Here is a 23,832-nt window from a genome sequence, read left to right as displayed (position 1 = left end):
AACTCTCTCTTTCATTAAAACACGAGGATATATGAATTTTTTTAGTGAGCTACCGTCTTTCCCACCAGATGCTATTTTTGGCTTGGATTCAGCTTTTAAAGAAGACCCTAGAGAAGAAAAAATAGACCTTCTTATAGGAGTGTATGTCCATCCTACAAAGCGTTTTGGGGGTTGCTCAGCTATTAAAAAAGCGATGACTTTGATAACAGAAGAAGAAACCAATAAATTGTATCTACCAATAGAAGGTTTTTCGGGATACATCGATGAGATGCGAAAGATGGTCTTTGGCTCTAACGATGGGATGACATCCATCTTTTCTTGTCAATCTCTGGGGGGGACTGGAGCTCTGCATTTAGCTGCAATATTGTTTGCAACGGCACCAGAGGTAAACAAACACGTTTATATTTCAGAACAAAGTTGGGGAAATCATGAAAGAATTTTCTCCAATTTAGGATTAGGAGTTTCTAAATATCCTTATTATGATCCCGACCAGCAGTGTTTGAAAATAAACGAATTCTTTCAATTCTTAAAAGGTGTTCCAGAAAAATCTGTAATCTTATTTCAATGCTGTTGTCACAATCCAACTGGAACAGACTTTTCTAAAAGCCAATGGGAAGAAATAGCTCAGATCGTTAAGACTAAAAGTTTATTTCCAATAATAGATATGGCTTATCAGGGGTTTGGAGACGGACTAGAGTCTGATAGGTTTCCTGTGGAGCTTTTCGTTAATCGAGAAATTCCTGTTGCTGTGGCGGCTTGTTCCAGTAAGAATTTCTGTTTGTATGGTGAACGGGTGGGCATGTTCGCCATATACTGTTTGACGGAGGATAGTGTAAAGAAAGTGTCTTCATTGATGAAAGAAAAAATTCGTGGGGAATATTCTAATCCTCCAAGACACGGTGCTTTGATAGTTAACACTATCATGAAAAATCCATACTTAAGACAGGAGTGGCGAGATGAACTAGAAGAGATGCGCTCCGCTATGAATGAGAAACGAAAGTTTTTTGTGGAAAAACTGTCTGCAGAATGTAAAGGAGCTTTTGACTATATCCTTAACCAAAAAGGATTCTTCGGGTATCCCGCTTTTTCTAAAGAGCAGGTGGACTTCTTAAGAGAGCAATACGCTATTTACACGGCTCCTGGAGGTAGATTTAACCTAAATGGAATCACAGAAAAGAATGTAGCCAAGATTGTCAAGGGTTTTGCTGAGGCATATGCGCAACATCGAATTTCTTAAAAGAGCTAGGATCTATCTTTTGATTTTTTTAGGTGTTTTTGGTTCTTTATGTCTACCAAAGACCTTACAAGAAAGAGCTCGAATAGCTTTTGTTGACGCCTACATGACGTTGTTTAGCTGGGAAACTAACAAAGAACAAAAGAAATCAGAAGCGCATTTTTTGGAAACAGAAAACTTTTTATTAAAAAAAGAGCTGGAATCAGCAAAAGACCTACTTCGAGCTTCTTATAGTATAAAGAAAACCTCTCCCGTAATGGAAGAGTTTTTGCGCCCATACTATGATAAATCTATAGAAGCTAAGATAATTTTTAGAGATCCAACTTGTTGGGGGAGTTCTCTTTGGATTAATGTAGGAAAAAATTGTTCTGTCCAGAAACAAAGCCCTGTTGTTTGCGGTAAGGTTCTTCTGGGAATAATAGACTATGTGGGAGAAAGACAGTCCAGAGTTCGAGTTGTTTCTGATGTGGGAATGAAGCCCTCTGTAGCTTCTGCAAAAAGCTCTATGAAGTCTGGAAGTATCCAAATATTGGCAGATAGATTAGTAGCTTCTCTAGAATCTCTTCCACAAAGTTGTTTGGAAGATGAAGAAAAAGCAAATTTTATTCGTTTGATAACGGAGTTTTCTCGTTCTATTTGTTGCGAAGAAGACGGTCCTGTTTTCAGAGGAATTCTTTTTGGTTCTGGAAATCCCCTATGGAGCAACACTGTCGATGTCTTACACGGAGATGGATTTTACTGCTATTCTGGTGATATCGATAAGGAAAGATTAAGTCTTGGAGATGTTTTGGTAACAACTGGTATGGACGGAGTCTTTCCTCCAGGACTTCTTGTGGCAGAAGTGACAAAGATTTTTCCCCTAAAAGAAGGCGCTTGTACTTTTTCTTTGGAAGCAAAGTCTTTGATAAGTGGGTTAGAACGCTTATCTTGGGTAAGCATTTTACCCCCAATGTCATTTAACCCCAATGATAGGCCAGATATTTTTGGAACTCCGTGGGATTAAGGAATAAAAACTCCTTGACCATCTTGATCAAGTCCTTTGAGGAAAATAAAGGCTATCTCGGGGCTTGTTTGGATGTCAAATTGTTTTAGAAAGTTTTTTGTAGCTGTAAGATAGATCTCCGCTTGTTTGTCAAAGTTGTTTTGTTTTACGTATTCAGAAAGGTTCTCTTGAGAATAACTTTCTAAAGTTGTTGTCTTCCAATCTATGAGGTAATAAGAACCTTGGTGTTCAAAAAATAGGTCTATAACGCCTTTCCAAGTGTTATTGTCATCTTTAGTTAGAAAATCTTCTTCTCTAAAAATTTTTTGTGGGTCAACCTCGCTTAGTTGGAACGTATTAGTTTTAAAACTAAGAGGAGTAGAAAAAGCTTTAGCAATGATTCGGGCTATAAAGGTATTGTGCTCTTGGAATGGAGTATTTTTAGTAAAAGTTTTGATGAAAGGTTCTAAGGCAAGACGTATTTTGTCTTCAGTTTTTGCGTCGATAAAGAGAGAGAAGTCTAGTTTCTCTAAAATTTCATGAACGAGTATTCCAAAAGCGCGTCCCCTTGGAATGTTTTCATCTTTGTTTGTAGAGGCGGGGTAGGGATAAAGATTTTCGTATACTTTCGAGAAAGATAAAACTTCTGAAATTTCAATATGGGGAAGAGAAAATGGGTGAGGGGCTGCTAGTGAAGAGTCGTTTCCCTTGGGTTGGTTTCGTTCTTTTGTCTGATATTGCATTTTTTCAGAAAAAGAAAAAGACTCAGAATGATTTTGGGATAGGTTTTGTGCAAAACTTTCTGCTGATTCTGAGGTGATTTCTTTTATATAATTGTGAAATAGAGAAGATTTTGTCTTTGTATTGATGGGAATGTATACTTGTCTTCTTGCTCGGGTCACAGCAACATAAGTTTCGTGAATAGATTCCGTTATAGATTTTTTTGTTGATGAAAAGAGGCCCAAAAGGAAAACCACTTCGTATTCTAATCCTTTAGAGCTGTGGATAGTAGTGACTTTTAATGTTTCTTTGTCCTCAGAAGAGAAATTTATTAGCAATTCTTCTTCTCGTTCTTTTAATTCTTCAAGATCTTTTAAATAGATAAGATACTGAGCTGGATTGGGCGTTTGCTTTTCCAGGTAAATACAGAGAAGCTCCATTTCTTGATAAATTAAAGAACCCTCGGTAGTAGTGGAAAGAAGAGAAACTCCACAGCGACTCATTAATTTGTAGAAGGTAGAAAGTAGTTTTCTTGTTTTTACGTATTCGGATAGTTCGACAAAAAATTCAATTTCACTTTCTAGTTTTCTTTGGATTTCAGAAGAGGTGTAACCAAATAAACAACTGGAAAGAATGGCTGCCACTTTATTGGCATTGCAAGGGTCCTTAAGAATTTCTAAAAGCAAGAGTAATAAAGTATGAGAAGGCGTTTTAGAAAAAATAGATTTCGATTTACATAGAGAAGTTGGCAATGATGATGTTCGAATAAATGTGAAAGCGTGCTCATTTTGGGATACTAGTACAGCCATATCTCCAAAAGGAACTTTATGCTCCTCATGGAGACGGAGGGCTTCCTGACAAATATTGGAAATTGCGTCCTCAAGAGTTTCTGAAAGAAAAAAATGGATGGGTTTTCTTGGTGTCAGAGGCGGAAGAAGAGAATTTTTCCCCGATAGACAATGGTGATAATCAAGTGTCTTGGGTGAAGAGTTTTGTTCTGAAAGGATTGTTAAAAAAGGTTTTCTTAAAGAGAAAAAAAGGTTGATGGACTGCATAAGATCTGGCGTAGATCTATAGTTCGTATTCATTTGCAGAATACTGTTTGGTGGGAAAGAATCTCTGATGTTTAAGTAAGAGGATAGGTCGGCTTTTCTCCATTCATATATGGATTGCTTAGGATCTCCTATAATGAAAAGATTTCCAGAATACTCTTCACTAAGGAATAAAGACTGAAAAATATTCCATTGTGCCTTATCAGTATCCTGTGATTCATCTATCAATACTAACTCATACTGATTTCGAATAGTATTTCGAATTTGAGAAGCTTTTTCCGTATTACTGCATAGGATATTTTCCACTGTAGAGACAAGGTCATCAAAGGATAGACAGGGACCAAAAGTAGATTCTAGATGTTTTCTAATATCCATAGCTAGAGTAGCAAGAAGTCTTTCTTCATGGAAAAAAAGTATTATATCGGAAAGCAACCCGGAAGTTCTCAAAAGAGAAAACACAGGACAGTTTAGTATTTTCTGGGCGGACTGTTTTATATTATTCAAAAATGCTAGAGCTACTCGATAATGAAGGAATATAGAGGGAGCGGAATCTTCTAAAGAATAATTCGAGCTCTCCTGGAGATGATGAAGGCTGTACAAGCTGTCTAAAAAAGCTTCCACATCATGTTCTGTTATAGGAATATCTTTTTTTAAATTTTGTCGTGCGTGCTCTAAATGAGCTCGCAACCCTTTCCTTGGCAATCTTATAAGGGGCTGCAGCGAAGAGGAATAGTGTTTAGCTCGTTCAAAAAAGTACTCCTTAGAGAGAGGTTCTAAATTTTTTGTTTCCAGAGAACTTTTGAGTTTTTCTATCAATCCAATACTTCCAGGTTTATTGGGATTGTGTTGGTAAGCTATGAAATGAAACTGTTGAGGAAACAAGATGTCCTTCCATAAATCCTGTGATAGATAATGAGAAATAACTTCTTGGAAACTTTGAGAACGGGTCATTCCGGGGGGAGGAGTAGGAATTTGAAACCCTGGAGAGTATTCATCTAAAACCTTTCTACAAAAGCCGTGAATTGTGTAAATAGAAGCATTTTCTAAAGTAGATATGGCTAGGCGTACTCGAATGTAAAGCTGCTTTACTTTTTCTGGATGCATCTCTGGAGAGAGATAATAGGGCAGAGATTCTAAAGAAGACTCTCTGTCATCCAGATAGAGTTTTAAGGCGCTCTTTGCAGAGAGCAATGTGTCTTTAATTCTAGATTTCAATTCTTCTGTTGCAGCTCTAGTGAAGGTCATCACAAGGATCTTATCTAAGGAAGAAATATCTCCAGAGAGAACTAATCTAAGAACGATGTTCTCTATAGCAAAAGTTTTTCCTGTTCCTGCCGAAGCGTCTAAAAAAAACTTTCCTTTAACAGGGGAGTCTAAACTCGTAACATCGAAACCAATAGTGTTTTCTGCCATATGTTCTCTTCAAAGTAATTTTGTATATAAATCGAAAATGTCTCTTGTTCTCTCCTCAAACTCCTCTGATGAAAGCGCCCTATTTTGTGTAACCCAAAATGAAGGAGAAAAATCTTTGGGTTGATTTGTGGAACAACAAAACTTATTCCAATCTCCTTTAGACATACTGAGCCATTTCATCTGGTGAACCTGATCCAAAGTACGAAACAAAGGAAAGGGCACTTCTAAGACAGCAAAGTAAGTTTTTAAAACTGTGCGCAAATATTCTCCCGGATCAAGATTTTGTTGGGAATGATTTTCTGTAAAAATTTCGTTTGGAAGACAAAAAACCTCTTGAATAACCTTCGCGTCAGGTGAAATCATTTTTGTTAAAGAAAGCAAAGCCATGTACAACTTAGCTTCTATCCTATGATGGAGATATGGATGGTTTTCGGAAAAAATAGACAAAGGAAAAGCTTTCTTATAACCAGAACTCATGGCTGGAGAAAGAATGCTGAGGCCAGAAGCACTAACTCCATGAATGGTTCCCCGAAGTTTAATTTTATACTCATTCCATAATATTTCGAATTCAGGCGCATTCCTTCCCTGAAAATTTTCTTGAAATAGTGAAGAGGAAAAGCGAACAGAAGATAATGCAGATTGTTTGGCCGCTTGTAATTTTTGTAAGAAAGATACTAAGTGTTTAGACTGAGATGTAAGCTCAGATCGTAACCGTTCCGAAATATACTTGTGAGATAGTGAAGCGTTTTCTGTGTTTCCTCGAATGTAGTTTGTCCATATTTTCAAAAGATCTTTGTATGATGTTGTGTATAAAAGGGGAGAAGTGATGGTAGAGAAAATAGAGGGGGAGAACTTTGCTTTTTTTGTTAAAAACGCATTTAAAGGATTTTGAAGAGTAGAAACGATGTCTGCAATAGATAGAGAAATGATTTTTTCTTCTTGTGGATAAGAGACTGGTGGGTCGTAGTTGATGAAAATATCGGCTTGTTTTCTAGGAGAGTAAAAGGCTTTTGCTAACTCAAAATGATAGGTCATGGAAGAGTGTAATGGGAGCCTCTCTTTAAAGTTTTCTTTTGAAAACGGTTGGGTTGGGATGGTCTGCATAGGAGTGTGGGAAGCTTCCGCAATCCATTCAACAGCCGGAAGAGGTGCTTCGGGACATTCTCCTGATGAGGAAAAACTAATGTGTAAGCTTTCCTTTGTTGAGGTTATTATTTCTAAGAATAAGCTGTTCTTATCGTCGTTATTGTTGCTATCTTCGTCTAACTTTATTAGGTCTAATGAAAACGAATCCTCTTCTTTAGAAGTTTGTGAGGAGGAGGCTCCTAATACAAAAGTATGCGTAGATGGAATGGAAGCTAAAGTTTGGATGGGACCGACTAGAAGCTTTCCTTGATGTAAGGCTGGTTCTTGATGGAAACATTCTACAAAGTGGAGACAAAAGTCAAAAAAGAAAAACAAGGAACAAGAAAGGTCTTTGTAGGAGGCTAAATTTTTTTTAAGTTTGTCAACGAGGAATTGTTCCTCATTTTCTAAAAGGAAGATATCTTCCATCAAAGAAAAAATCTTTTCAGTAAAATCTTGTATAGATGCTTCTTTCTCTAAAAGATTCTCTTCTACAAGGCTATGTAATCGGTACAAGGTTAAAGCCATTTCTCCCAAAAGTTCTGGACAGACAGCTTTACCAGTTGTTTCTGAAAAGGGGTAGTTATCGATAATAGCATCTGCCAAAGAATTTAGATGAGATCCTTTTTTCCTTTCGGATATCGGGATTTGGTAAAAAATCTTGTCTATAGTTGATAATTGAGTTTCGAGATCTTCTTTATAGTCAACTCTCCGCATATCTGGATGGGAGAATAGCTTGTGTAGATTTGGTAAACTTCCTCTAGATAGGATCAGGGAAGAAATTATACGAATTTTATTTTGCAAGCGTTCCCCTGAGGAGGAAATTACACCTCTAATAGACAACGGAATGTGCGGGGAAAAAATAGAGCGAATAATAGGAGCATAATCTTTGATCTTTTTACAAAGAATTCGAATGTCTTTTAAGGAGGTTCCAGAAAGAATAAGAGTAGAAATTTTACAAAAAACTGCTTGTACCTCTCTTACTAGAGATGGGGCTTTGCTTATAGTGATGCTAGAAGCTTTTTGAGAGAATTCTTTTTTAGAGCTTTCTTTTAGCTGAAAGATGTCGCTTTTTAATAATTCAAAAGAAGAGTCTTCCTTAGGCGGGAAAAAATGCTCTGTTGATGAAAAATTTTTATCTACGAAGAAATTTAAAGCAGATCTGCAGGAGAAGGAGAGGTTGGCTAAAAGGGAATTTCTATTGCTGAAAACATAGTTTTCCCATGATGAAAGAGCCTTTGTTGAGGCTTTTTCTATATGGCGTTCTAAATATTTATCTATGAAGTTATCAGAAATCATGTCTCCAAAATATTCTTTAGTGGGCAACAAAACGTAGAAATATACCGGGATTTGAGCAGAAATTTCTGACAGAAAGGAAAGCATGTGCAGAGGGAGGCCAGAAAGGGTAAAAACAAAAAGAGATAGGTTGCTGTCTTTCAGGCGGCCTTGCGTCCGAATTTCTTGCATAATATTGGTGGGGCTTACAAAATGGGAGCAGACTTTTTCAAAAAACAATTGGTAATAATTGTTAGCGCCTCCTATGGGCTGGTGGTTTAAGTAGTACTTTCTAAAGGCCTGGGCTAGAGAGAGTGTAAAGTTAAAGGGTATTTTGCTTTTTAGCTGTTGAAAAAAGTCTGTAAAGATAGGGTTTTCTGTGTTTTCTCTGATTTTCTCATGCAGCCATAGGGGGAGTGTGGGAAAATCAGGGAATTCGGAGTTTTTTTGGCAGAACTCCGTGTACAGGAATTTGATAAAAGCTTCGGGAGAAGTCAGAAATCTGGAGCCTAAAACGGTGTGATTCGGGGATGCAGAAAGAAGTTCGTTTTGAACCCAATTACAGATTTCTATAGTCGGTACGAGAATCCGTCTTCTGGAAAATGGGGTTTGCTTTGTAGAGAATAAGTCTATAGAAAGCTTCGCTAACAGGTGATGGAGAGAGTTACTAAAAAAAACATTATTTTCTTTGTGAGACATGAAAACATCCAGAGAGATATCTTTTAAAGCTTTAGTTACGACTCATTTTCTTACAGTATTAAACGATAACCTGTACAAGTTTCTTTTAGTCTTTTTCCTTGTGAAGGACAAGACTCCTCAAGAGAGTACGAAGATACTGTCCATAGTCAGCTTCTGTTTTGCTTTACCGTTTCTTTTATTAGCTCCTTTTGCGGGATCTTTAGCGGATAGGTTTAAAAAAAGAAATATCATCTTGTTTACCCGAGCCGTAGAGGTTTTCTGCGCCTGCCTCGGGACTTTCTTATTTTATATTCAGTCCGAATGGGGTGGGTATTTAGTATTGATTTTAATGGCTTCCCACACGGCCATTTTTGGTCCAGCAAAGCTCGGTATATTACCAGAAATTTTGCCTACAGAGCAACTATCTCGTGCCAATGGCATTATGGCCGCTGCAACGTATTCTGCTAGCATTTTGGGCTCTTGCTTGGCCTCTGTGTTTTGTGGAATTACTGGGGGAAGTGGGGTTGAAAAATATGTTTTTATAAGCTCTTTTTGTGTGATTTTTTCTTTGGTAGGAGCGCTCATAGCCTTCTACATAGCTAGAAGTCGTGTAGATAATAAAAATCAAAAAATTCAGCTGTTTAATTTTAAGGAAATTTGGATAACTCTGAGAGCTACGACATCCATTCGCTACTTGACTTCTGCGATCTTTTTAGGTTCTTTCTTTCTCCTCATGGGAGCTTATGTACAATTGGAAATTGTTCCCTTCGTTCAGTTCGATTTGGGTTTGCCTGAACATTACGGGGGATTTCTGTTTCCTATGGTTGCTATAGGTGTTGGCTTAGGCTCATACTTGGCTGGGGTTGTTTCCGGGAAAAACATAGAGTTGGCTTACACTCCTCTAGCTGGCGTAGGTATAGGATTTTTCCTAATGGGGCTGCATTTCTCTTCTACGCTTTTTTCTTTGATAGGTTGTCTATTTCTCCTTGGTGTTTTCGGAGGTTTTTATCAAGTTCCCCTGCACGCTTATGTTCAGTACGTCAGTCCAGAACATAAGCGAGGGAGGATTCTTGCTGCTAATAATTTCTTAGACTTTTTTGGAGTCTTGTTGACTTCCTTTGTTTTGTGGTTTTTAGGGAATGTTTTGCAACTAGACCCAGGAAAAAGCTTCGCTTTTATTGGTTGGATTGTTTCTCTTTTGAGTTTGGGATACCTCTTCTTTTGGAGAGAGATTTTATACAGACTGTTTTGTGACGTTTTCTTGCGGCGCCATTTTATAAAACACTTTCGTTTACAAGTGGCTCCCAAATCTTGTTTTCTTTGCCAAGTTGATGACGAAAGGGAGTTAAACAAAGTTTTAGCGCTACTTCCTAGAGTAACTCGAGTCATGCCAGTGATTTTTAAAGAAGAGCTAGCTTCGCGAATATTTTCTTTCTGTTTCTCTGTTATCAGAGCTAATTTATCCTCTGAAGAGTCTAAGGCTTCTTTTAGTTTGGCTTTGTGTCAAACGATCAGTTCTATTCGAGAGGGGTTAGAAAGGGGCGAGAGTGTATGCATTCTTTGTGTTGGAAGGGCTGAAAAGACTTTGGAAACCCTGCATTCTTTGTTGAAAGAGAATGATCTCACTGCACAAAATCTTGCTTTGAGAGCCAATGATCATAACAAATTCTTTTTGGATCTAGACATTTAAAAGAAAGCATCTTTTTTAAAAGATCGGCAGAGTGGAGGGTTACGCGGCCTAAAGCGCCCCTCCTCTTGTCTACTAGTGCGATATCACCTAATTAGGAAGGAGGGGATTTCTAAGCTATACAGAACACCCGCAGCAATCTATGGAGGAAGAAGTGTTTTTAGAAGCCCTCGTTTTTTCTAGATGAGCTCTTCTAAAAGGCTTGTTTCCTCTGCTTTCATCAAAGCTCCGTATCCTTGGAGATTTCTGACAAGACTCGCTACAACATCCCTTGGATTTTTGAATGCAATCCGGGCAACTTAGAAACAGCAAATTACAATCCACGTTTGCACAGTTATAATAGGTGTCGCTAGGCCTATTACAGGAAGAACATTGGACGATGGGCTCTCTAGGAGGAGCTTTTTCGTCAATGGGAACGGCAAGTCGGTCATCAAAAACAAAAAGCTTTCCTTTCCACTTGTCGTCGCCAATTTGATTTCCATAAGCAATGACTCCGCCATCCAGCTGATACACTTCCTTGAAACCCTTGTCTTTAAGCAAAGAGGAATACAATTCACAGCGAATGCCCCCAGTGCAGTACATCATCACAGGAGTTGTTGCCGGATCGTACTCTTTAGAAAGCCTGTCTGCGTACTCAGGGAACTCTCTAAAAGTTGTAATGTCCGGTAGAACGGCGTTCTCAAAGTGCCCAATTTTAGTTTCATAGTTATTGCGAACATCTAAGATCAGAAATCTCGGATCATCCAACATTTCTTTCCATTTAGCAGGGGAAACATGCCCACCTCCTTTGGAGGGGTCCACCTGACACCCAAGAGCAACCAACTCTTTTCTGTATTTAACAGTTACCCGAGGGAAAATGTTTTCTTTAATATGATGAATTTTAAATTTTATTGCCGAGAAAGCCGGGCGTTCCCTGAGCCAAGCCATGTAAGATTCTGCATCTGGCAAAAACCCACTAAACTGGCCGTTAATACCCTCTTCCGAGATATAGATCCGACAGCTAACGTCCATTTTCTGAAAAAGCTCCTTGTGTAAAGCTATTTCTAGATGAGGATCGCTTACTTCAGTAAACAAATAATAAGCTAAAGCATAATAATCTTTTTTCATGGGGAAAACCCTACCAGAAAGAGGAAAATAATTCCATTGTAGAAAATTCCCTTCGAGTAATAGAATGATGCACTAACTCGTATTTTTTGATCATTCGATATAGAACGCCGCAGGCGAATCAGGCCAGCGGCAAGAACTTTAAGGTGGATAATGGCTCGATATTGTGGTCCTAAGAACAGAATAGCTCGTCGCTTCGGAGCGAACATTTTTGGTAGAAGCCGCAATCCTCTCTTGCGAAAAGCGAACCCTCCTGGGCAGCACGGAGCTCAAAGAAGAAAGAAGTCTGAATATGGAGCTCAGCTGGAAGAAAAACAAAAGTTAAAGGCATGCTACGGCATGGTCATGGAGAGACAGTTGGTCAAAGCTTTCAAAGAAGCTGAAAGGAAAAACGGAAATACTGCTCAGCTATTTCTAGAAAGGTTCGAGTGCCGGTTGGACAACCTGGTTTACAGGATGGGATTTGCTAAGACAATCTTTGCAGCACAGCAGCTGGTTTCTCACGGACATGTTTTGGTCAACGGGAAGAGGGTTGATAGGAGATCGTTTTTTGTGCGCCCCGGAATGGAGATCACCTTGGGAGAAAAATCTAAGCGGATGAAGATGGTATGCGAAGCTTTGGAAGCTAAAGACGAGTCTTCGCTGCCTTCGTACATATCCTTGGATAAGTCCAAGTGTAAAGGGGTGTTAGTGTCTTCTCCTGAGGCTGATCAGGTGGAGGGGCAGCTTCCTTTGCCCATCAACGTTCCGTTAATCTGTGAGTTCTTGTCTCACAGAACTTAAAAAGATATTAACTATGTCTTTTTAAGAGAGAAGAAGGCTTGCCTGGTGTTATCAAGCAAGCCCTTTGAGTACTCGGATCTCTTTCTCCCAAAGATCTGGCCCGCCAGGGGTTTCTAAGTATTTAGGAATAAACCGAGTCTTTGGGTTTTTCATTAAAAATTCAAAGCATTTTAGCCCTATACACCCTTCTCCCAGAGGAGCGTGGCGGTCCTTGTTTTTGCCGCAAGGGAAGACAGAGTCATTTAAATGGAATGCTCGGAGATAGGAAAGACCTATGGTGGAGTCAAAATGGTTTAGTACGGAATCCCACCCCTCAAAGGTTGATATATCGTACCCAGCAGCAAAAATATGACAGGTGTCCAGACAAATTCCTACAGGGATGACGCTTTTTAGTCCATCTATAAGGTAGGCTAGTTCTTCGAAAGAACTGCCGACCAAAGAACCTTGCCCTGCCGTAGTTTCCAGTAAAACCATTAAAGGAGGAGATTGCTCAAATAAAGGTGCTGTTAAAAGAAAACTTTGGATAATAGTGTCAAGACATTGCTCTTTAGAAGAATCTAAGGCTGCACCCGGATGAAAATTGACAAAACTAATTCCTAAAGAAACACAGTCCTGAATTTCCTGGTACAAACATTCACGACTTTTTGCTAAAGTCTCACAATTTGGAGAGCCTGGGTTGATTAGGTAACTGGCGTGGCTCATAAGATAGGTTAAGTTTGATTGCTTCTTAACTTGGTAAAATTCTGCAATGGCTTCTTTTGTTAAAGGCTTTCTTCGCCATTGCCTTTGATTCGCTGTGAATAACTGAACAGTGGACGCGCCTATTTCTTGGCCTTCTATGAGAGCGTTGTGCAGCCCTCCCGCTGTTGACGTATGAGCTCCTAAGAGAATTTCATCTGGGTGTGCGAGTACTTCCATGATTAAATAAAATAATGCGATTCATTCGAAGTATATAAGGAGATAAAAATATTAATGAATAAGAAAGATGGGCAAAAGTCTGTAGCAGGAGCTGTTTTTAATGTCCTTTCCGGAACTTTGTTTAGTAGAGTTACAGGAATGGCAAGAGAAATAGTTATGGCAACGTATTTTGGAGCAGATCCCTTAGTGGCCACTTTCTGGATCTCTTTTCGAATGATTTTCATGCTCAGAAAAGTTTTAGGAGGAAACGTCCTAGGAACCGCTTTTATTCCATATTTCGAATATTTAAGGTCTCAAGATCCCAACAGAGCAGCCTTCTTCTTTCGAAGGTTCTTCAAGTTTTTTGTCAGTTTTTCTGTTTCCTTCACACTTTTAATAGAAGTTGGATTGTTTCACCGATATCGAGCACTTAATTATTCTTCGGATGTTCTTTTGCTAACGATGATTATGTTGCCTGCAGGGATATTCCTTTTGTTCTATACCGTGAACGCAGCCCTACTTCATTGTGAGAAAAAATTTCTTGGCGTTGGGCTGGCTCCTTCCCTTGTAAATTTACTTTGGATCGCCTCTGTAATCATTAATCGTAATGTGCCGCCTAGAGTAGGGATCATTCGAATTGCTATAATCATCACTTGTGGCTTTGTCTTAGAATGGTTTGTGACGGTTCCTGGAGTGCAAAAGTTTTTATCTCAATGGAAAACAAGACCACAAAAAATCGATAGCATTAAGAAAGTGCTAGCACCTTTGTCGTTAGGTCTACTAAATAGCGCAGTCTTTCAAATCAACACAATGAGCGATATGTTCATTGCAAAATATATCAATCCTATAGGTCCTTTATATCTTTGGTATGCAGCACGTATACAGCAACTGCCTATCCATCTTTTTGGTTTGGGCGTGTTTACTGTTTTGTTACCAGCAATTTCACGCTGTGTGCAGAAAAAAGATGATGAAAAAGGCTCCGAGCTTCTTTCCTTTGCTCTTAACTTGACTATATCAGTAATGATCATCATGACTACAGGGCTGTTTTTATTAGCCTTGCCTGGGGTTAGGATGTTGTATGAACACGGACAGTTTTCCAAAGATGCTGTGCAGGCAATAGTCAAAGTTCTTTGGGGATACGGAGGAAGCATTATTCCTATGGCATTAAGCGCGCTGGTTTCTGTGCTGTTTTACGCTGATAGGAAATATACCGTACCGCTGCTTATAGGTGTGGTTACAGCTCTATCCAATATTTGTTTAAGCTTTTTCTTTGGGAATTTCTTCCACAATGTGTATGGGGTGTCCTTGGCTACTTCCATAGTTTCTTGGGTGCAGTTATATCTTTTATGGACGTACTCCGGGAAAAGACTTGACGCATACAAGGGGATACTTTCTGCAACGTTCTCTAGAGCGCTTAAAGTGCTTTTTACTACATTAGTAGCAGCCTTAGTGACTGTAGGAATAAACTTCCTTACCCATACCACAAATGTGATTTGGGTTCACTCATTAACGTCCAAAGAAGCTTTTTCTATTTCCGCAGTATACTCTCAGTGCTTTGCTTTTTGTTCTGAAAGCGGCATTTTCTTGGCTTTTTTGTTTATATTTGCCAAACTCTTCGGGACTGAGGATCTTCTCAATTTGACTTCTTTCGATTACTGGAGAGGTCAGGGAGGGGTTTTGCGGCGAAATGAGCAATTGGTAGAAGAGCAGGAAAGTTAGGAAATCCTTTTCTTTCCTTGGTCAGCCGCTCTTTCGTCATTTTTTAAGACTTTTCCTCCATTGACTTTTGGGTTGTTGCAAGAACCTCTTTGCGAAAAGACTGTCCTGTATCGCTTACGGCGTCTTGATAGATAAATACCTATTTGTGGAGAGTTATGAGGAAAAACTTTTTATGCTTTCTTCTTGGAAGTAGTCTTCTAGGAAGTTCTTTTTCGGCCCTTGCTTCTGATCAGTTTACAACAGCTTCAAGAAAAACAAAAGATAGTGCAGCGGTTTCTTGGAGCGATGTTCAGGAATACATGACCAAGCGAGGCTATGTAGAAACTAGAGGTCGGGGAGGTGTCTTAAGATTAGCTGGCGACGTTCGAGCTCGTTGGATATATGCTAGAGAAGATTTGAAAAAAGAGGAAGACACATTTGTAGATACAAAAACGCCTTTACCTATCAATCGTTATCGTAGCGAATTTAACATGTATGTTAGCTACCAAGCAGAAAATAATTGGATGTCATCCAAAATGCGTTGGGCAGCGGTTGCTGGCGGAGAGAATACGGCAGCAGGTGTCGACATAGATAGGGCCTTTATTGGTTATCGTTTGTTTAGAAATCCTGCAACTAAGTCGGATTTTTTCATTGAGATCGGAAGATCTGGATTGGGGGATATGTTTGAATCCGAAGTGCAATTTTCCAGTCAATTTGACGGAGTGCACGTATACTGCTCTAGACGAATTGCAAAAGCTTTACCATGGAATGTTATTATTCATGGAGGACCATTTGTAGTGAATATGGCTACAAAGCATTATGCTTGGGTAGCAGAAGGTATTTTGAGTAATCTTCCTGCAAATTTCTTGATGAAGTATAGCATTATTGATTGGAATTCCTTTAAGCCTGAAACGTTTAGTGATTCTTTTCCAAAGAGTTCGGCGAAACCTTCGGCTTTACCTCAGAAATATGAGTATCTTGTCGGTCAGTTCCTCCTAGGAAATAGATCCTCGTTGCCTTGGGGAAAAAAGAAGCGAAAGTCTATATATCTTTATGGAGCAGTCTTAACAAACTATTTAGCAAAAGCTACTGAAACAACACTAAATAAAAAAGAAAATTTTGCTTGGTTTGTCGGAGGAACTTTAGGTTCTTTGCGTCAAGCAGGAGATTGGTCTGTTACTGTTCGTTACGAAGTCGTTGAAGCTTTGGCGGTTCCGGAAATAGACGTGTCTGGAATAGGTAGAGGAAACAGTCTCAAGTATTGGTTTGCTCAAGCTATAGCAGGAAACTATGAGCCTAAAGATGCTAATGGGTTTACTAACTACAAAGGTGTTTCAGGCTTGTTTACTTTTGGGCTCACAAACTCCTTATCTTTCAGAGCTTATGGCGCTTATTCCAGGCCGGAAAACAATAAGCTGGGAACAGATTTCACGTATAGGAAGTTTGATGTAGGTTTAATTTCCGCCTTCTAATTTCTTTTCTTTATAAAGGCCCTTTAAAAGGGCCTTTTCTTTTTTAATTTATTCGGTTTTATTAATAGGATAATTTTTTCTTTGTTTGTAATAAAATAGAGAAAAAGAATTACTATTTTTTGGTGTTTTCCTATGGTTAATCCTATTAGTCCTTCCGATGAACCAGAACCTATCTTGGGCCCTGATTTATCCAATCTCTCTGAAGCTCAAAATCAAAGCCTTGCAGGAGTAGGAAAATCTTCTCCATCAGGAAACACCGAAGAAGTCACTTCCGGAGCTTTTGATACGTTAAGCCGTATTTCCGGAGCTCGATCAGCATTAAGTTCTTTGTTGGATAAGTTGTCCGTTGCTTCTGGGGGAGCGCAGAAAACAGCTCCTAGCGTGTTGGCGGAAACTACTGGGACTGGAAGTGTTAGAGAGCTAACGGAAGAAGAAGCTAAAGCTCAATTTGAAGAAAAATACAACGCAGCAATATCTGATTTTAATGGTTTTAAAAACGCCTCAACCTTAGAAGAAGCTCAGAATAAAGCGTCTAGCATAGAAGCTTTAGTAGATGAGGCTAAAAATTTAGCCACTCAAATTACAGATGGGTCCATGAATGACAAGTTAGAAGAGCTAGAAGCCAGACAGTCGACAATACAAGAAATGATGGGCTACATCACCAAAATGGATGAGCTTGCAACCAAAACAGAGGCACTTATAGGACAAGTTCAAACAGCAACTACTATAGATGTGGCTAATAATGCTGTAGTAGATGCTTCATTAAATTCTGCAGCAGCTGCAGAGATTATGAAGAAAGCCGAAGCAATGGCAGACTTTAGCTCAAACCAACCACCTATCTTATCTCAGGATAAAAGCAGAGTAGATTCCGCGGCATCTAGAGTAGTTGAGTCTTCTAAAAATATACAAGCAGCAGCTGATGCTGTGGAGGAAGCAGAGACTATTTTGAGAGAAACGCAAGCGAATGCTTCTCCAAGTAAGATAAGTTCTAGCATAGAAGCTGTGGAGAAGTTAAAAGACCAAGTACAAACAATTATAGATGGTGGGGATAAATCTCCTGCTGTTCTGGACGCTCTTAATAGAATAAACGGAGTGCTGTCTAGCCTGGAAGAGCTTCAAAATCAATATGATGAGATCACATCCGGAATTGTCACTGGCGGCTCTGGAGGTGGTGCTGGAAGCACCCAAAATAAAGCCAGCAGTGTGGGAGAAAAAAGGGTTGGGTTTTTATTAGACGCTGCAGATAGCCAAACAGCCTCGATTATCATGGACGGGTTTAGAAAAATGATAGACTTATTCCATGAAGATAATCCAGATGTTCAGCCTACTTTACGCGGTGTTATAGATAAGTTAAATGAGGCAGAAAACAAAGCTACGAAAGATCCTGCTTTTTCTGCGTTGGATAAAAGTGGCGCTATCGATGCAATGAAGGCGGCTGTGGCGAAATCTGCAACAGCAGAAGCTCAGGCTGCTGCTATGGGTGCCATAGCTCAAGCTGCTGCTGCTATGGGAGGCGTTTCTCCCGTTCAAGCTGCTCAGATAGGAGCAGGTGTTGCTGGAGTGTCGGCCATTTCATCAAGTCCCTCGTCGCTATCTTCTGGCTATGATTCCTTTTCTAGGTTGAATGAGAGTTATGCTAGCACGTCTTCTGAAACGCGTCAGTTGATAGATTCTGCGGCATCAAGAGCTCTTGAAAGACCTCTTCTAGATGATAACGCTAGGAGAAATGCTGAGCAAGCTTTGAGTCGTTCAGAAGACTCGAACAGTCGTATGACAAGGGATATGCTGGCATACACCGAGAATGCGGGAACATTATTTGGAGCTTTGAGTGCTTATGAAAGTTTGGCCCAAATGATTAAAGAGAATCCTAATGCGAACTTAGAAGAGATAAAGCAAAAACTAACTGCAGAGGTTTCCAAAGCACCTAAGTATGAGTATCCTCATATGCAGCTACCTAAAGAAGGAGCGCAGAAGTTCATCCAAGGTTTGACTGAAGACTTTGTTGAAGGAACAAAACAAGATCTTGAAAAGAGTATGAATCAATTCAAATCTCAACCCATGTTTGTCCAGCAGTTCTTAGTTAACGTAGCTTCGTTTATAGTTCCAAAGTAGTATTGGCTGGAAGAGTTTATTGTTAGCGGCTTTCTGACTAAGAAAAAAGACCTCTTTTAAGAGGTCTTTTTTTACTTTCAGGTTCTTGTTGTAAAGCGGCTTTACTTGCCTCTATTCATAAATTTGGCCACAAAGAGCTGTAATAATAGCGTTCCAAACCTGAAGGGCAGAAGAAACAACCGTCCATTCTTGTTGGATACCGGTCATCTGATTTTGGAGATTCAATTGCTGGGTTTGGCTTTGTGTTGTGTAATTTTGTTGGTCAGACTGTATTTGGGTAAATATGGGGCCAAGACCTCCAGTTATAGCAACTTCGTTGTAACCATTAGTTACGAATCCTTCTAACGAAGCTAAAGAGGGCATCCAATCTTTGGAAGCCGTAATTTTAAATAAATCGTCTCTTTGTTTGTTTTGATCATCCTTTTGGAGCTCTGGGGTAATATTTAAACTGGTTAGCAATGTGTCCAGAAAAATAAGCTGAGTAATAGTTGTCGATAACATAAATAGATATTGTGCTGTGGTTGCCGTCATCTCATCTCTTTGAGCCTCGGTAACTCCAGGAAATTTTTCGATTTTTGACAAAACTTCTTCTGCCAATTTTAGGGCCTGCTTGCACCTTGCAACATCTCTAGAAATATTTTCTCTTTCTGTCGCTCTGGCAATTACTGTTTCGTAGTAATTTCCTGCGAAAAGATCTTCTCCTTCTTTGCTCTGTATTAGATAAGAAGAAAGATTGTAGTAAACAGCAGAGGTAGAGAAGTCGCTAGTTATTTGTAATAGGGAGTTTAAGGAATTAGAAGCTGTATTATTAAAGTTGATCTCTTTAACTAATGGATCCAAGAGGATCTTTTGGCGAGGTAGTTGAGAGTTCATGACCATGGACCAAAAGGCTGCGCCCAAATTAGTTCCATAGGATTCTATGGTAGTTTCTATAGATTCGCAACGTTCTTCTAAGAATTTGGCTTTATCTGGAGTGAGTTCTGCTAGTTTTTTTTGCAGGTCTGATATTTCTGTTTGTAGTTTTTTTAAATATGTGTCAGATTCTTCGTTAAATTGTTTTAAACGCTTGTTAAGTTCATCATTCGCATTGTGGTGAGAAAAGATTGTGGTAAAGTAGTCCGCTAGTAGGTTGAATTTGGGCTGTAAAAATCCTTCAGAGGTTGTCTGGTACATGGATTGTAGATAATTAGCCGTAGTTGTTATTTCTGTCAATTGCTGGTTAATTTCTTTAAAATAAGGAAGGGTTGCGACTTCTTGAGCCTTTTTTTTCATGGTTTCTTGTAAGGCTCCGATATTAGAGGTCAGAACCGCATCATGTAGTAAATAGTCGCTCATTTCCTGGTAAATGATCATGATGGAAAGCATCGATTGAATCGTTTTTGGTGGCCAGTTTTGGGACGCAGAGCTAGATCCTAAATAGAATCCAAGAACTCCGGATTTGCCGTTTGCTGAGTTGGCATCCCATCCATCATCTTTTATAAAAGGATCTAGGATCTTTTTTTCTGCTTCTTCTAGGTAGGGATGTATTTGGGATAAATTCTTAAAAGCAGAATAAGCTTGCATTCCATAAGCTATAGTTCTAGAAGTTTGGTTACTATTAACAACCAAATCTACTAGACCGCTAATGAAGCTATTGAAGCAGCTTTTTGTTGTTTGGAAAATGGAAACCCTGCTTTCTAACAGTTTTATTTGATCCTCTACGTTACTTTTGGCAGTACTAATATTTAGTACCATAGCTTGATATGTTTGTGAGATAGTATTTCTATAGGAGGTGACGGCTGCAGGCGGTAGGTACTGCTTTAGAAGTTCTTCCGAAGGTTGGTTAGAAAGTTTATAAATTTCTTCATACTTTTCTGTTAGAGAGGACGAAGCTTGTAAATTCCAGAGTTCTTTTTGGAATGTTTGGATTTCTGGATCAGTCGCTAATGCAGGAAAATTCTGAATGGCTGTATCTAGGGCAGAAGCTATAGAGTTAAGCAGGATTCTAGCATTAACTTCTTCTAAATTATTCTGGTCGATAACATCTGGTGGTGTGTATTCTTTTGTTTTTTCTGCTATTTCTTTAGATATTTTGGCTAAGGGATCACTGATATTTTTTCTGTAAGTAGAAAGCGCTGGACTCACATGTGAATGTATGTATTGTTCAAGAAAGATATCTTTATATAGTTCTAATTGTTTAGAAATTTCTTCTTCTGAAATTCCTGCTTCCTCCAATTGTTTCCTTAGCTCATCTTGCAATTGCTGAATGACTTCAGCTTTTTGCTCCGCAAAGAAGTCTTTCATGTTAGCTTCTGTCGGAACAGAAGTTAAGGTTAAAAGTTCTTGGACCAGATCTTTTGTCCAAGATTTTGTGCTGCTTAGGGTCTCAATTTTTATGCGAGCTGCCGCTATTTCGGGCATGTGCTCAAGATCAAGGTCTTTAGTTTCTTCTAAAAACTTAGGAAAATTTGTCTTCAGTAAGGTCAATAGTTCTGGAGCATATTTGGCTTGTATTTCAGCTATTTGAGTTTGGGTTATAAGAGAATCATCTGTTTCTGGTTCCTCTGTTTTGGGAGTAGGTACAGAAGATTGTGTAGAAGATGTTGTGAAAGAATCTTTTTTAAAGATGGGTTTGTTTTTCTTATAAAAATTTTTAACGGTTTCTGCATCAAGATGTTCTATTATGCTGGCGATTCTTTTTAATCCAAATATCCCGGAGCTTACTTCTTCCATGTTTATGGCCAGGCGTGATTTTGGATTAAATCCAGAATATTTGTGATCTAATTGAATATTAAAGATGTAGGAGCCAGAGACTGTTGGAGATCGTTTTATGTTAGAAAAATTCATAATAAAAAACAAAAAGCTTTTTATTTTATTTTGTTTCTGTTTTTGTTTTTTATAAACAACAAAAATTTTTGCGAGCTCAATATTCTTAGCTTTATTGTTTTGCTTGTTTGTTTGTTTTGGTTTGTTGGTTTTGTTTTAATTTTTATTTGTTTTTAATGTTAAAATAAAGGAGTTGGCAAATCGATAGTGACTAAAACGATATATGATAAATAGTAATTTAGTTTCTTCTGATTACAAAGATTATAATTTTGAAGGGGTTCTGAGGAAAAACATTTCCAAAGAGTCTTCTAAAATTAGTAAAGTATCTTCTTTAGAAGTTATTTCTGGGAAAAAATTAGCTTTAGTTAAGATCTTACATCTAGCTAGTAGTTTTTCTAATCAAAGTAATACCCCTAACGTGTTTGAAACAAAAGGGTTTGCATCAAAACAATTTTCTCCAGAAACAATAAAGTTGCCAGAAAAGTTTCAAAAAGCTTTTGTTTTCAACTATTCTTTAAAAAGTAAAAATTCTTTTTTGCCACGTATTAAAAGTAGTCAACTAATTAATCCTGTTATTAAGAAGTTTTTGAACAAAGAAGCAAGAGGAGCCCTTGGACAAAGTGAGGCAGAAGAGGCTTTAACAGCAATTGAGACTGTTATAGCAGGTTGCTCTGGAAAAACAACTTCCGAAGAACTTAAAAAAACATTAGAGGAAATTTCTACTCAAGCGGAAGCTTTTGAAGCTAAAGAGGAAGATTTTTCTCCTCAAGATATTTTAAGTATTTGGAATCTTTCCCTGAGAACAGCAAATACTATTTGTCGAATGGGCTTGCCTGCTGCGGAGACGCTAAGGTTTATAGAACAATTAAAAACTTACGATCAACAAGAGTCTTTGAGGAAAATTTTTGCTCAGGAACGGCTAGAGGAAATGATCTCCATAGTAGAAGAATTAAGAGACGCTCTTTCAGAAGAAGATTTCCAATTTTTTGAGGAGTTTGCTTCTAAACTAGGAGAAATGGATGTAGATCAGGAATACACAGAAGAGCAAATAGATGCAATTTTAGACAGTTCTTATGAATTAGCAGATCTAATAAATGCTTCAAAACTGTCCCAGAACGATAAAATAAAATACAACCAGCGTTTAGGGAACCTTTTTGAATATCAGGTAGAACTTTTGAAAATTTGGCAAAAGTTAGGAGATTATGAGTTAGCGCTTAAAAATCAGCAGCTGAGTGTTTTCCAAGAAGCTGTAAGGCAGGTGGAGTCTTTAGTTAGTATTTTTGCTCCGGTGAATTTTAGTAGTAGTCTAGAAACTTTCTCTGCTCTGGAAGCCTCTTCTGCCTTACAAACCTTGCTATCGATAAATTCTTTGTTTGAAAGTTTGTCTGATGAACAGAAGAGATCTATTAATGAAGGGTTAAATAGCTTGATGGCCTTAGCTCCTTACCTAGGAGGTGTTTGGGCTTATTTTCTAGCATCAGCGGCTACAAAGGCTAAGCCAGGTATTACTGAAGGGGAAATGGGAGTAGCTCTTGAGAAAGGCTTAGCAAGTACAATAGATGTAGGGGTTTCTTTAATCTCAAAAGCTAAAGAGTGGGTCAGACAGGTAGCCAAAGACAGCGGTAATTTGTATGCTAATAGAGAGTTAAGGTCTGGAGAAGCTCATTTTATTGTTTATAAACCAAAAACTAATGAGACATACGGAGAGCAAAAATCAAAAATAGCTCCTAAAGCTCCGGGTGATCCTGTAGAAATTAACTTTGATTTTATGAATAGAGATGCTGGAGCTTTTCTTGGCAGTTTTGCAAGTGTTGCAGAGGAACAAAAAACCACAATAACAGAGAAGTATCAAACGTTTAACGCCTTAGCGAATACTTCTGAGCAACAAAGTAAAGAAGACATAGACTCGGATGTATTGGAGGCTCAAGCCTTGAAAACCTTGGAAGTATCTAGTTATCAAGAAAACTCCCGGATTAGAATTAGAGAGCTTAAATCGTTAGCCCTTCCATCTTCTATCGCTTCTGTTTTGATAGATCATTACATGCCCAGAGAAGTTGATTTTTTAGAAGGATTGTACAAGAAGCTTTATTATAGCAATCTAGGGTCCACTGTTGGGAATGAGATTTTGAATGCTATATCGGGCTATATCAATTCAGGAACCTTCTTTAATTTTGCTAGCTTCGTTGGTCAGCAACCTGTCGTGGGTATAAAAGACACTAATGTTTTTCCTGGGACTAAGGAAAGCGCAGAAAATCGGTTAAAGTCAGAAAAAGAGGCTGCGCAGAAGTTTGCTTTACAAACTGAGCAAGGGTTAAAAGTTTTATCAGAACAAGTTGCTATTGTTAACAATGATCCAAAAATTACGCAGGAAGAAAGGGCTTACATAATAGGGCTATTGACTAGCTATGAGAACAGCCTAAGAACTATAGCTTCCAATCTCACTACAATTTCAAATTTTTTAGATCAAATAAAGATAGAAGATAGTTCTAAAGAACAGGCTGGAACTTTTAAAGTGACTGGCCCCAATAATTGGAAAGATAATTTAAAATCTCTCGAAGAGGCCGTTGTGTCTGGGCTCCCTGGTCAAGGAGGCTTTGGGGGAATGTTTAATGTACAAGCTAAAATTCAGTCGGACCAACAATCCTTCGCAGATATGGGACAAACCTATCAATTAAATCTCCAGATGCATTTGACTGGAATGCAACAGGAGTGGACTGTTGTTGCAACGTCTTTACAGGTGCTTAATCAGATTTACTTGGGATTAGCGCGTAGTTTATTAAGGTAATACATTTTAT

13 protein-coding genes are annotated in these 23,832 nt (G+C 38.6%); 8 read left to right on the top strand and 5 right to left on the bottom strand.

Annotated elements, in window-relative coordinates; genetic code table 11:
- Positions 1 to 31 precede the first annotated feature (31 nt).
- Both KJA58_RS04290 and KJA58_RS04285 read left to right on the top strand, forming a co-directional pair.
- Positions 32 to 1,237, top strand: a complete 1,206-nt coding sequence (locus tag KJA58_RS04290) for an aromatic amino acid transaminase (protein WP_213358198.1) — start codon at positions 32 to 34, stop codon at positions 1,235 to 1,237.
- Positions 1,215 to 2,237 carry a rod shape-determining protein MreC gene (locus KJA58_RS04285; RefSeq protein WP_213358197.1) on the top strand — a complete coding sequence of 341 codons (1,023 nt, stop codon included), beginning with the start codon at positions 1,215 to 1,217 and terminating at the stop codon, positions 2,235 to 2,237. Before KJA58_RS04290 ends, KJA58_RS04285 begins: the two co-directional genes overlap by 23 nt.
- On the opposite strand, the gene KJA58_RS04280 is transcribed toward KJA58_RS04285, so the two are convergent.
- Both KJA58_RS04280 and KJA58_RS04275 read right to left on the bottom strand, forming a co-directional pair.
- Positions 2,234 to 5,401, bottom strand: a complete 3,168-nt coding sequence (locus KJA58_RS04280; protein WP_213358196.1) for a UvrD-helicase domain-containing protein — start codon at positions 5,399 to 5,401, stop codon at positions 2,234 to 2,236. The two genes, KJA58_RS04285 and KJA58_RS04280, sit on opposite strands and share 4 nt — an antisense overlap.
- Before the next feature lie 9 nt (positions 5,402 to 5,410).
- Entirely contained in the window at positions 5,411 to 8,500 is a 3,090-nt protein-coding gene (locus KJA58_RS04275; RefSeq protein ID WP_213358195.1) for an exodeoxyribonuclease V subunit gamma, read from the bottom strand.
- Here KJA58_RS04275 and KJA58_RS04270 point away from each other — a divergent pair.
- A complete protein-coding gene (locus KJA58_RS04270; protein WP_213358194.1) occupies positions 8,499 to 10,169 on the top strand; it encodes an MFS transporter in 1,671 nt (556 codons plus the stop codon). The two genes, KJA58_RS04275 and KJA58_RS04270, sit on opposite strands and share 2 nt — an antisense overlap.
- Before the next feature lie 114 nt (positions 10,170 to 10,283).
- On the opposite strand, the gene trhO is transcribed toward KJA58_RS04270, so the two are convergent.
- Positions 10,284 to 11,273: an oxygen-dependent tRNA uridine(34) hydroxylase TrhO gene (trhO, locus tag KJA58_RS04265; RefSeq protein WP_213358193.1), complete on the bottom strand. Its 990-nt coding sequence runs from the start codon at positions 11,271 to 11,273 to the stop codon at positions 10,284 to 10,286.
- A 150-nt stretch (positions 11,274 to 11,423) separates the two neighbouring features.
- Here trhO and rpsD point away from each other — a divergent pair, with 150 nt between their 5' ends.
- Positions 11,424 to 12,053, top strand: a complete 630-nt coding sequence (rpsD, locus tag KJA58_RS04260) for a 30S ribosomal protein S4 (protein WP_213358192.1) — start codon at positions 11,424 to 11,426, stop codon at positions 12,051 to 12,053.
- 51 nt (positions 12,054 to 12,104) lie between these two features.
- Here the strand turns inward: rpsD and KJA58_RS04255 are convergent, their stop codons facing one another.
- Positions 12,105 to 12,971 carry a deoxyribonuclease IV gene (locus KJA58_RS04255; RefSeq protein ID WP_213358191.1) on the bottom strand — a complete coding sequence of 289 codons (867 nt, stop codon included), beginning with the start codon at positions 12,969 to 12,971 and terminating at the stop codon, positions 12,105 to 12,107.
- A gap of 54 nt (positions 12,972 to 13,025) precedes the next feature.
- Here KJA58_RS04255 and KJA58_RS04250 point away from each other — a divergent pair, with 54 nt between their 5' ends.
- The 3 genes from KJA58_RS04250 to KJA58_RS04240 all read left to right on the top strand — a co-directional run bounded on the left by KJA58_RS04250 (position 13,026) and on the right by KJA58_RS04240 (position 18,232).
- The gene (locus tag KJA58_RS04250) at positions 13,026 to 14,669 is read left to right on the top strand and encodes a lipid II flippase MurJ (protein ID WP_213358190.1); all 1,644 of its coding nucleotides are present in this window, start codon (positions 13,026 to 13,028) and stop codon (positions 14,667 to 14,669) included.
- A gap of 155 nt (positions 14,670 to 14,824) precedes the next feature.
- Positions 14,825 to 16,120 carry a hypothetical protein gene (locus KJA58_RS04245; protein WP_213358189.1) on the top strand — a complete coding sequence of 432 codons (1,296 nt, stop codon included), beginning with the start codon at positions 14,825 to 14,827 and terminating at the stop codon, positions 16,118 to 16,120.
- Between the two features lie 132 nt (positions 16,121 to 16,252).
- On the top strand, positions 16,253 to 18,232 hold the full coding sequence (locus tag KJA58_RS04240; RefSeq protein WP_213358188.1) for a hypothetical protein: 1,980 nt from the start codon (positions 16,253 to 16,255) through the stop codon (positions 18,230 to 18,232).
- 111 nt (positions 18,233 to 18,343) lie between these two features.
- Here the strand turns inward: KJA58_RS04240 and KJA58_RS04235 are convergent, their stop codons facing one another.
- Positions 18,344 to 21,058 carry a CT620/CT621 family type III secretion system effector gene (locus tag KJA58_RS04235; RefSeq protein ID WP_213358187.1) on the bottom strand — a complete coding sequence of 905 codons (2,715 nt, stop codon included), beginning with the start codon at positions 21,056 to 21,058 and terminating at the stop codon, positions 18,344 to 18,346.
- A gap of 202 nt (positions 21,059 to 21,260) precedes the next feature.
- On the opposite strand from KJA58_RS04235, the gene KJA58_RS04230 reads away from it, so the two are divergent.
- Entirely contained in the window at positions 21,261 to 23,822 is a 2,562-nt protein-coding gene (locus KJA58_RS04230; RefSeq protein ID WP_213358186.1) for a CT620/CT621 family type III secretion system effector, read from the top strand.
- Positions 23,823 to 23,832: the final 10 nt, after the last annotated feature.

It is taken from the genome of Chlamydiifrater phoenicopteri, from assembly GCF_902807005.1.
GTDB lineage: Bacteria > Chlamydiota > Chlamydiia > Chlamydiales > Chlamydiaceae > Chlamydiifrater > Chlamydiifrater phoenicopteri.
The sequence above is the reverse complement of the archived record's forward strand: the minus strand, read 5'-3'. Positions and strand labels throughout refer to the sequence as shown.